The organism is Parvibaculum sp., from assembly GCF_049651025.1.
Lineage (GTDB): Bacteria > Pseudomonadota > Alphaproteobacteria > Parvibaculales > Parvibaculaceae > Parvibaculum.
Genome location: NZ_JBASBH010000048.1, coordinates 1 through 6,731, shown reverse-complemented (window position 1 = coordinate 6,731; position 6,731 = coordinate 1). Strand labels below are relative to the sequence as shown.

Below are 6,731 nucleotides of genomic sequence, written 5' to 3'. Positions count from 1 at the left end.
TTGTCATAGACGCCGTTGATGAAACCATGCGCCATGGCCGTCCAGTCGACCGCGGTGAAATGAAGCCCGTCGCCCGGCGTCGAATCCGGCTGCCATGATGTGCCGGACGCTTCGCGCGCGGCATTGGGGCCAAATGCCCCGCTCATTTCCATCTGCATCTCCATCTCATCCATATTCATATGGCCTTGATGGTCTTCCGCCGCCCAGGCGGGTGTCAGCGGCGCGAGCAGCAATGTGCCCACGGTAAATCCTGTTGGGAATTTCACTTTATGAATCCTTCAAACTGATGTGAGACCGAAATTCAGTGGACTCAGGCCATCAGTTTTGGAGGTCGCGGATCGACATGAATGGCCGCGCCGAGCGGCGGCGTTACGACATGGGGCAGCAAGACGGCTGCGGTCGCAAACCGTGCATCGGCAACAAGCCCCGATCCTGAAAGGCTGGCAGGCCCCATGGGGCAGCTATTGAGGCAGGGCAGGCAGCAATTGATCTTCTCCGCAGGCGCCTTGTGATGCTTGTCCGGCATCGGCATCTGGTGGTGCCCTGCCTGCGCCTCTGCCGCAGGCGATCCGGCATGGGCTTCCGCACTGCCGCAAATGAAAATCAGCGACATGAGCAGGACAAGGCTTCGGATCACAAGATCGCGCATGGTTTGCAACATAAGTGTTCGTCTTACGTAACGGAAGCCCCGGTCTCGATCGCCCCGCTGGACATCGCAGGCACACGCCTTATTCTCCCGCGATCAACGAATTAGCCCGCCGAGCTAAACGGCATGGCGACAGCACTCAGGGAGTAAAGAAGCATGGCCGTTCAACCCGAAGATCGCACCCCCGTCCTTGTCGGCGTCGGCCAGCTCGTGCAGAAGGAAAAGGATGTCGAGAAGGCGAAGTCGCCGCTCCATCTGATGGAAGATGCAGCCCGCCTCGCGGCGAAGGATGCCGGTCTCGGCGACAAGCTCTGGCCGCTGGTCGATAACATCACCGTTGTTCGCTTCATCACCGACAGCCCGGATTCGCGCCGCCTTCCCTTTGGCCGTTATGGCAATGCGCCGAAGTCGCTCGGCAACATGCTCGGCGCCAATGCCTCGAAGAATTGCTATGGCCCCACCGGCGGCAACACGCCGCAAATGCTGGTGAACCACACCGCCGAATTGATCGCCAATGGCGAAACCGACATCGCGCTGGTCGCAGGCTCCGAAGCCTTCGCGACCATGATGCGCGCGTTGGGGCAGGGCAAGATGCTTCCCTGGCATGACGAGCCGGGCGGCGAGCGCATCGATATCGGCTATGAGCGCGAGGGCGTGACGCCGGTTGAAAAGGCGCACAAGCTCCAGTTCCCGGTGAACATCTACCCGCTGTTCGAGAACGCCATTCGCGGCCAGAAGAAGCGCAGCGTCCGCGAACACCAGCTCGAAATCGGCAAGCTCATGGCGCCCTTCACGGAAGTCGCCGCCAAGCATCCGCAGGCATGGTTCCCCATCGCCCGCACGGCTGAAGAAATCGCCACGCCGACCGACGATAACCGCTATGTCGGCTTTCCGTACACGAAGTATATGAATGCCATCATGCAGGTCGATCAGGCCGCGGCCGTTGTCATGATGTCGGTGAAGAAGGCGCGTGAGCTTGGCATCCCGCAGGAAAAATGGGTCTTCCTCCACGGTTGCGCCGACGCCAACGACATCTGGTTCCCGACCGAGCGCGTGAACTTCCACTCGTCTCCGGCGATCAAGATGATGGGCGAGAAGGCATTCGGCATGTCCGGCTGGAATATTTCGGATATTGATTATTTCGATCTCTATTCCTGCTTCCCCTCCGCCGTGCAGATCGGTCGCGATGCGCTCGGCATTCCCGAAGGCGACAAGCGCCCGCTCACGGTGACGGGTGGCCTGCCTTACTTCGGCGGCGCAGGCAACGCCTACGTCATGCTCTCCATCGCGACCATGATCGAAAAGCTCCGCGCCAAACGCGGCACCAAGGGTCTCGTCACCTCGAATGGCTGGTACGTGACGAAGCACGGCCTCGGCCTCTACTCGACCGACCCGGTGGCCGGTTCGTGGAAGCGCGAAGCGCCCGCCTCCTATCAGAGCATCATCGACAATGAAGCTCATCCGAAAGTCGCCGAGCAGCCGATGGGCAAGGCGAAGATCGAAACCTATGCGGTCGTCAACGGTCGCGAAGGCCCCGATTTCGCGGTTCTCTTCGGCCGCATGAACGACACGGGCGCTCGCTTCGTCGCACATACGCCGTCGGACAAGCTGACGCTTGAAGACATGATGACCCGCGAACAACTCGGCCGCTCCGGCACCGTCACGCCCGCCGTCGAACTCGGCAAGGATGTGAACATCTTCACGCCGGAATAACGCATGGCTGCTGAGACGAAAACACGGATCGTGAACCCTTTAGTGTATTGTAAAATATAGGGTTTTTCTCTCGATGCCGCCGAGATTTATCGTGGCGCGGCATTTGTCGGGTGACTAGACTTCCCCCCAACTCAACGCTTCATCGGGTTGGGGGGGAAACATGAAAAGGTTTTCGCTTGGAAGTGTGGCGGTTGCGGCGCTTGTAACTTCAGGCACGGCGAGCGCCGATGAGTTCAACATAGCAAAGGATTGGACCGGCGCTTACGTCGGGGCGAATGCGGGCTATGTCTGGGGTGATGCCGATACGCGCACATCCACTCAGGCAGGCACCTATTTTGCGGGCTCAAGCGTTTCCGCGGTCAATTCATCCGGTGTCGCCAAGGTGCACCCGGACGGATTCACAGGTGGCGCGCAGGCGGGCTTCAATTGGCAGAGCGGCAATGTGGTCTTCGGCGTTGAGGGTGACTTCGACGCATACGACCTGAATGAATCCCGAACTGTTACGACCTTGTATCCGGCATTCGCGCCAAGCACCTTCACGCTGCATCAGGCCGTCAATGCCGACTGGTTGCTTACGCTTCGTCCGCGTGTCGGCTATGCGGCAAACAATCTTCTGGCCTATGTGACTGGTGGTCTTGCCGTCACCGAATTGAAGAACAGCAACTCATTCAGCGACACTTTCGGCCTTGGCGCTGCTGAATCCAGTTCCGCCTCAAAGACCAAATATGGCTGGGCGCTCGGCGCCGGCCTGGAATATGCCGTAACCAGCAACTGGTCGGCAAAAGCAGAATATCTGTATACAGATTTTGGCAGCATGATGTCGAGCGGGGTGCTCGCCGCATCTGGTCCATCCTCCGCGCCGTTCAGCCATGCAGCCGATCTGAATTCCAGTATCGTCCGCATAGGCGTCAACTACACATTCTGAATGGGCGGCGCATGAAAAAGGCCCGGATCTGATCCGGGCCTTCTGATTCACGTTACAGAGCTTGCGGTTCGTCTCACCACATCCATGTGTCGACATTCTCGATCGCGCGGCCTTCGCCGGCGGCAAGGAAGCCCTTGATCGAGCGCACGAGGAACCAGACAACCGTGGCGACGAGGATCAGCCAGCCGATCAGAATGAACATGGAGATGAGGCCGAGCACCGAATAGAGCAGGCCGATCCAGAAGGTGCGGATCTGCCAGGTGTAGTGCGATGCCGCCACGGCGCTTGCGCTGCCGCGTTTCAGATAGGCGACGATCAGTCCGGCAATGCCGGTGATGCCGACGACGAAGCTGATGAAATAGAGGATATAGACGAGCTTCGCCCCGTCGAGATCGCCGGAAGCGGGCTGCACGGCTGGCGGAGTGGAGGTGTCGGTCATGCTGTGTTTCCTTGAGATGAATCGCCGTAACCAAAGGCTAGCCTCTGAAGCGTCATCTGACTATCCGCCTTGCAAATGGCGTCCACCTCGCGGACAAAAGCCCATCAGCCATTCGAACGCGCGAGGAACTACAAAATGCCCATCCTCTATATGATCCGCCACGGCGAAGCTGCCTCAGGTTGGGACGCCGACATGGACCCCGGCCTCAGCGACAAGGGCCGCGCGCAATCGGCAGCCGTCGCGCGCGAAATCGAATCCCGCGCTGGGAAGAAGCTGCCGCTCATTTCCTCGCCGCTGCGCCGATGCCGCGAAACCGGCGAGCCTCTGGCGCGCACCTGGGCGCAAACACCCCGCATCGACCTGCGCGTCGGTGAAATCCCGTCGCCCATCGAAGATCTGAAGGCACGCGGCGAATGGCTGCGCAACTTCATGTCCGGCACGTGGGAGCAGGGTCTCCCCACGCAAGGCCATCTCGACCTCAACCGCTGGCGCGAAGGCGTTGCCGCAGCTCTTCTGGAATTGACGGAAGACACGGTGATCTTCAGCCATTTCGTTGCGATCAATGTCGCGGCGAGCACGGCAACCAACGATCCTCGCGTCATCTCCTTCCGCCCCGACAATTGCTCGGTGACGGTTTTCGAGACGGATGGCAAAATCCTGACACTGAAGGAGCGCGGCGAGGAGGCCGATACCAAGGTGAATTGAGGGACATGGGGGCGTTCGTTCCGCAATACGGAATTCATTAAACGCCCCCTTCCGCTTGCCGCGCCATCTGCCTAAGCTCAGGATTAATGGAGTCCATCAAAAAGGCGGGAGGCCGATATGAGCTATAAGCATCCATCGGGCGAGGAGTTTGGCGGCGTCATCGGACGCACGGTTCAGGAATCGCAGCCCTGGTGGCCGGACTCGAAAATCCGCGACGGTGCGCCAAACATCGTCATGATCGTCCTCGACGATACCGGCTTTTCTCATCTCGGCTGCTACGGCTCGACCATCGCGACGCCGAACATCGATGCGCTCGCTGCAAACGGCCTCCGCTTCACCGGCTTCCACACCACGGCGCTTTGCTCGCCGACGCGCGCCAGCGTGCTCACGGGACGCAATCCCCATTCGGTAGGCATGCGCGGCATTTCGAATTTCGACACAGGCTTCCCGAACATGCGCGGCGCCGTTCCCAAGAGCGCCGCGACGCTCGCCGAAATCTTGCGCGATAACGGCTATGCCACTTTCGCTACCGGCAAGTGGCACCTAGCGCCCATGTCGGAATGTTCCGCAGCCGGACCTTTCACCAATTGGCCGCTGCAAAAGGGCTTTGACCGCTATTACGGTTTCCTGCAAGGCGAGACCGATCAGTTCTATCCTGAACTCACCAGCGACAATCATTTCGTGGACATCCCCAAGACGGCGGAAGAGGGCTATCACGTCTCGGAAGATATCGTTGATCGCTCGGCCGGCATGGTTCGCGATCTGACTTCGCTCGTGCCTGAAAAGCCATTCTTCCTCTATCTCGCTTTCGGGGCCATGCACGCGCCGCATCAGGCGCCGCAATCCTACCTCGACAAATATCGCGGCAAATTCGATGCCGGTTGGGACGTCGCCCGCGCCGAATGGTTCGAGCGCCAGAAGAAAATGGGCATCATCCCGCCGAACACAAAGCTTGCACCGCATAATCCCGGCGTGAAGCCATGGGCCGAGCTTTCAGAGAATAAGAAGAAGTTTGCCGCGCGCTTGCAGGAAGCCTTCGCGGCCATGCTTGAGCATACCGATGCGCAGATCGGCCGCCTCATCGACTTCCTGAAGTCGATCGATCAATGGGACAACACGCTTTTCATCCTCATGTCCGACAATGGCGCGAGCCAGGAAGGTGGCGCGACCGGCGTTCTCGATGAGATGAAATGGTTCAATGGCATCAAGGAAAATATCGATACCGCAGTCGAACGCCTCGACGATATCGGAACCCTGAACAGCCACAGCAACATTCCATGGGGTTGGGCGCAGGCGGGCAATACGCCGCTGAAATGGTACAAGCAGAACACGCATGGCGGCGGCGTGCGCGATCCGCTCATCATGCATTATCCCGGCAAGCTCGCTGACAAGGGCGGCATCCGCCCGCAATTCTGCCATGCCATCGACATCACGCCGACGGTGCTCGACATCATCGGCATCGAAACGCCAAGCATCGTTGGCGGCGTGCCGCAAATGCCGGTGCATGGCGTCAGCCTGAAGCCGGTGCTGTCAGACCCGCGCGCGACCCTGTCACGCGGCCCGCAATATTTCGAAATGCTCGGCCATCGCGGCATCTGGGCGGATGGCTGGAAAGCCGTTACGCATCACGAATCCGGCAAGCCCTTCGATGAAGATCGCTGGGAACTTTACAATCTCGATCAGGATTTTTCCGAACATGACGACTTCGCGGAAAAAGACCCCGAACGCCTGAAGGCGATGGTCGATCTCTGGTGGAAGGAAGCCGAGAAACATGGCGTCCTGCCGCTCGACGATCGCGGCGCATTCATGCTCTTTGCGGCCTCGCGCCGTCCGGGCATGCCGACCTCGCGGACACGCTTCGTCTATCATCCGCCCGTCTCGCACATGATCGCTGACGTATGCCCGCCAGTCGCGCGCGGCTGGACCATGTCCGTCGATCTCGAGCACCCGGCGAAAGGCGGCGACGGTGCCCTCATCGCGCGTGGAAGCATCAACTCCGGCTTCGTTCTTTATCTGAAAGATGGTCGCCTTCATTTCGACTACAACGCCTTCCACGAGCATACGCTCGTCGTCAGCGATACGGCGCTCACGCCCGGCCATCACAAGCTGGACGTCGCCGTCAATCGTCAGGCTGACGGCAGCGGCGAAGTCGAACTCACCATCGACGGTAGGCTCGTCGCAAAGGGAACGATCCGTACCCTGCTGTTCCTGATTTCAAGCACCGGCATGGATATCGGCCGCAGCCTCTCGCCGGTCAGCCACGCCTATAAGGAGCCTTTTGCCTATCCCGGCAAGCTCCACAC

Annotated in this window: 7 protein-coding genes; 4 read left to right on the top strand and 3 right to left on the bottom strand. The window is 59.8% G+C overall.

The window, feature by feature from the left end:
* Both WA943_RS06120 and WA943_RS06115 read right to left on the bottom strand, forming a co-directional pair.
* Positions 1 to 266, bottom strand: a 266-nt coding sequence (locus WA943_RS06120) for a hypothetical protein (protein WP_424468970.1), incomplete at its 3' end; no start/stop codon positions are given.
* A 44-nt stretch (positions 267 to 310) separates the two neighbouring features.
* Entirely contained in the window at positions 311 to 661 is a 351-nt protein-coding gene (locus tag WA943_RS06115; protein WP_424468969.1) for a hypothetical protein, read from the bottom strand.
* Positions 662 to 802: 141 nt separating this feature from the next.
* On the opposite strand from WA943_RS06115, the gene WA943_RS06110 reads away from it, so the two are divergent.
* Both WA943_RS06110 and WA943_RS06105 read left to right on the top strand, forming a co-directional pair.
* Positions 803 to 2,359, top strand: coding sequence for an acetyl-CoA acetyltransferase (locus WA943_RS06110; RefSeq protein ID WP_424468968.1), 1,557 nt, complete (start codon positions 803 to 805; stop codon positions 2,357 to 2,359).
* 160 nt (positions 2,360 to 2,519) lie between these two features.
* Positions 2,520 to 3,284, top strand: a complete 765-nt coding sequence (locus tag WA943_RS06105) for an outer membrane protein (RefSeq protein WP_424468967.1) — start codon at positions 2,520 to 2,522, stop codon at positions 3,282 to 3,284.
* Between the two features lie 73 nt (positions 3,285 to 3,357).
* On the opposite strand, the gene WA943_RS06100 is transcribed toward WA943_RS06105, so the two are convergent.
* Positions 3,358 to 3,723, bottom strand: coding sequence for a DUF4870 family protein (locus tag WA943_RS06100; RefSeq protein ID WP_424468966.1), 366 nt, complete (start codon positions 3,721 to 3,723; stop codon positions 3,358 to 3,360).
* Positions 3,724 to 3,858: 135 nt separating this feature from the next.
* Here WA943_RS06100 and WA943_RS06095 point away from each other — a divergent pair, with 135 nt between their 5' ends.
* Positions 3,859 to 4,428 carry a histidine phosphatase family protein gene (locus WA943_RS06095; protein ID WP_424468965.1) on the top strand — a complete coding sequence of 190 codons (570 nt, stop codon included), beginning with the start codon at positions 3,859 to 3,861 and terminating at the stop codon, positions 4,426 to 4,428.
* 117 nt (positions 4,429 to 4,545) lie between these two features.
* On the top strand, positions 4,546 to 6,731 hold a 2,186-nt coding region (locus tag WA943_RS06090; protein WP_424468964.1), incomplete at its 3' end, for an arylsulfatase.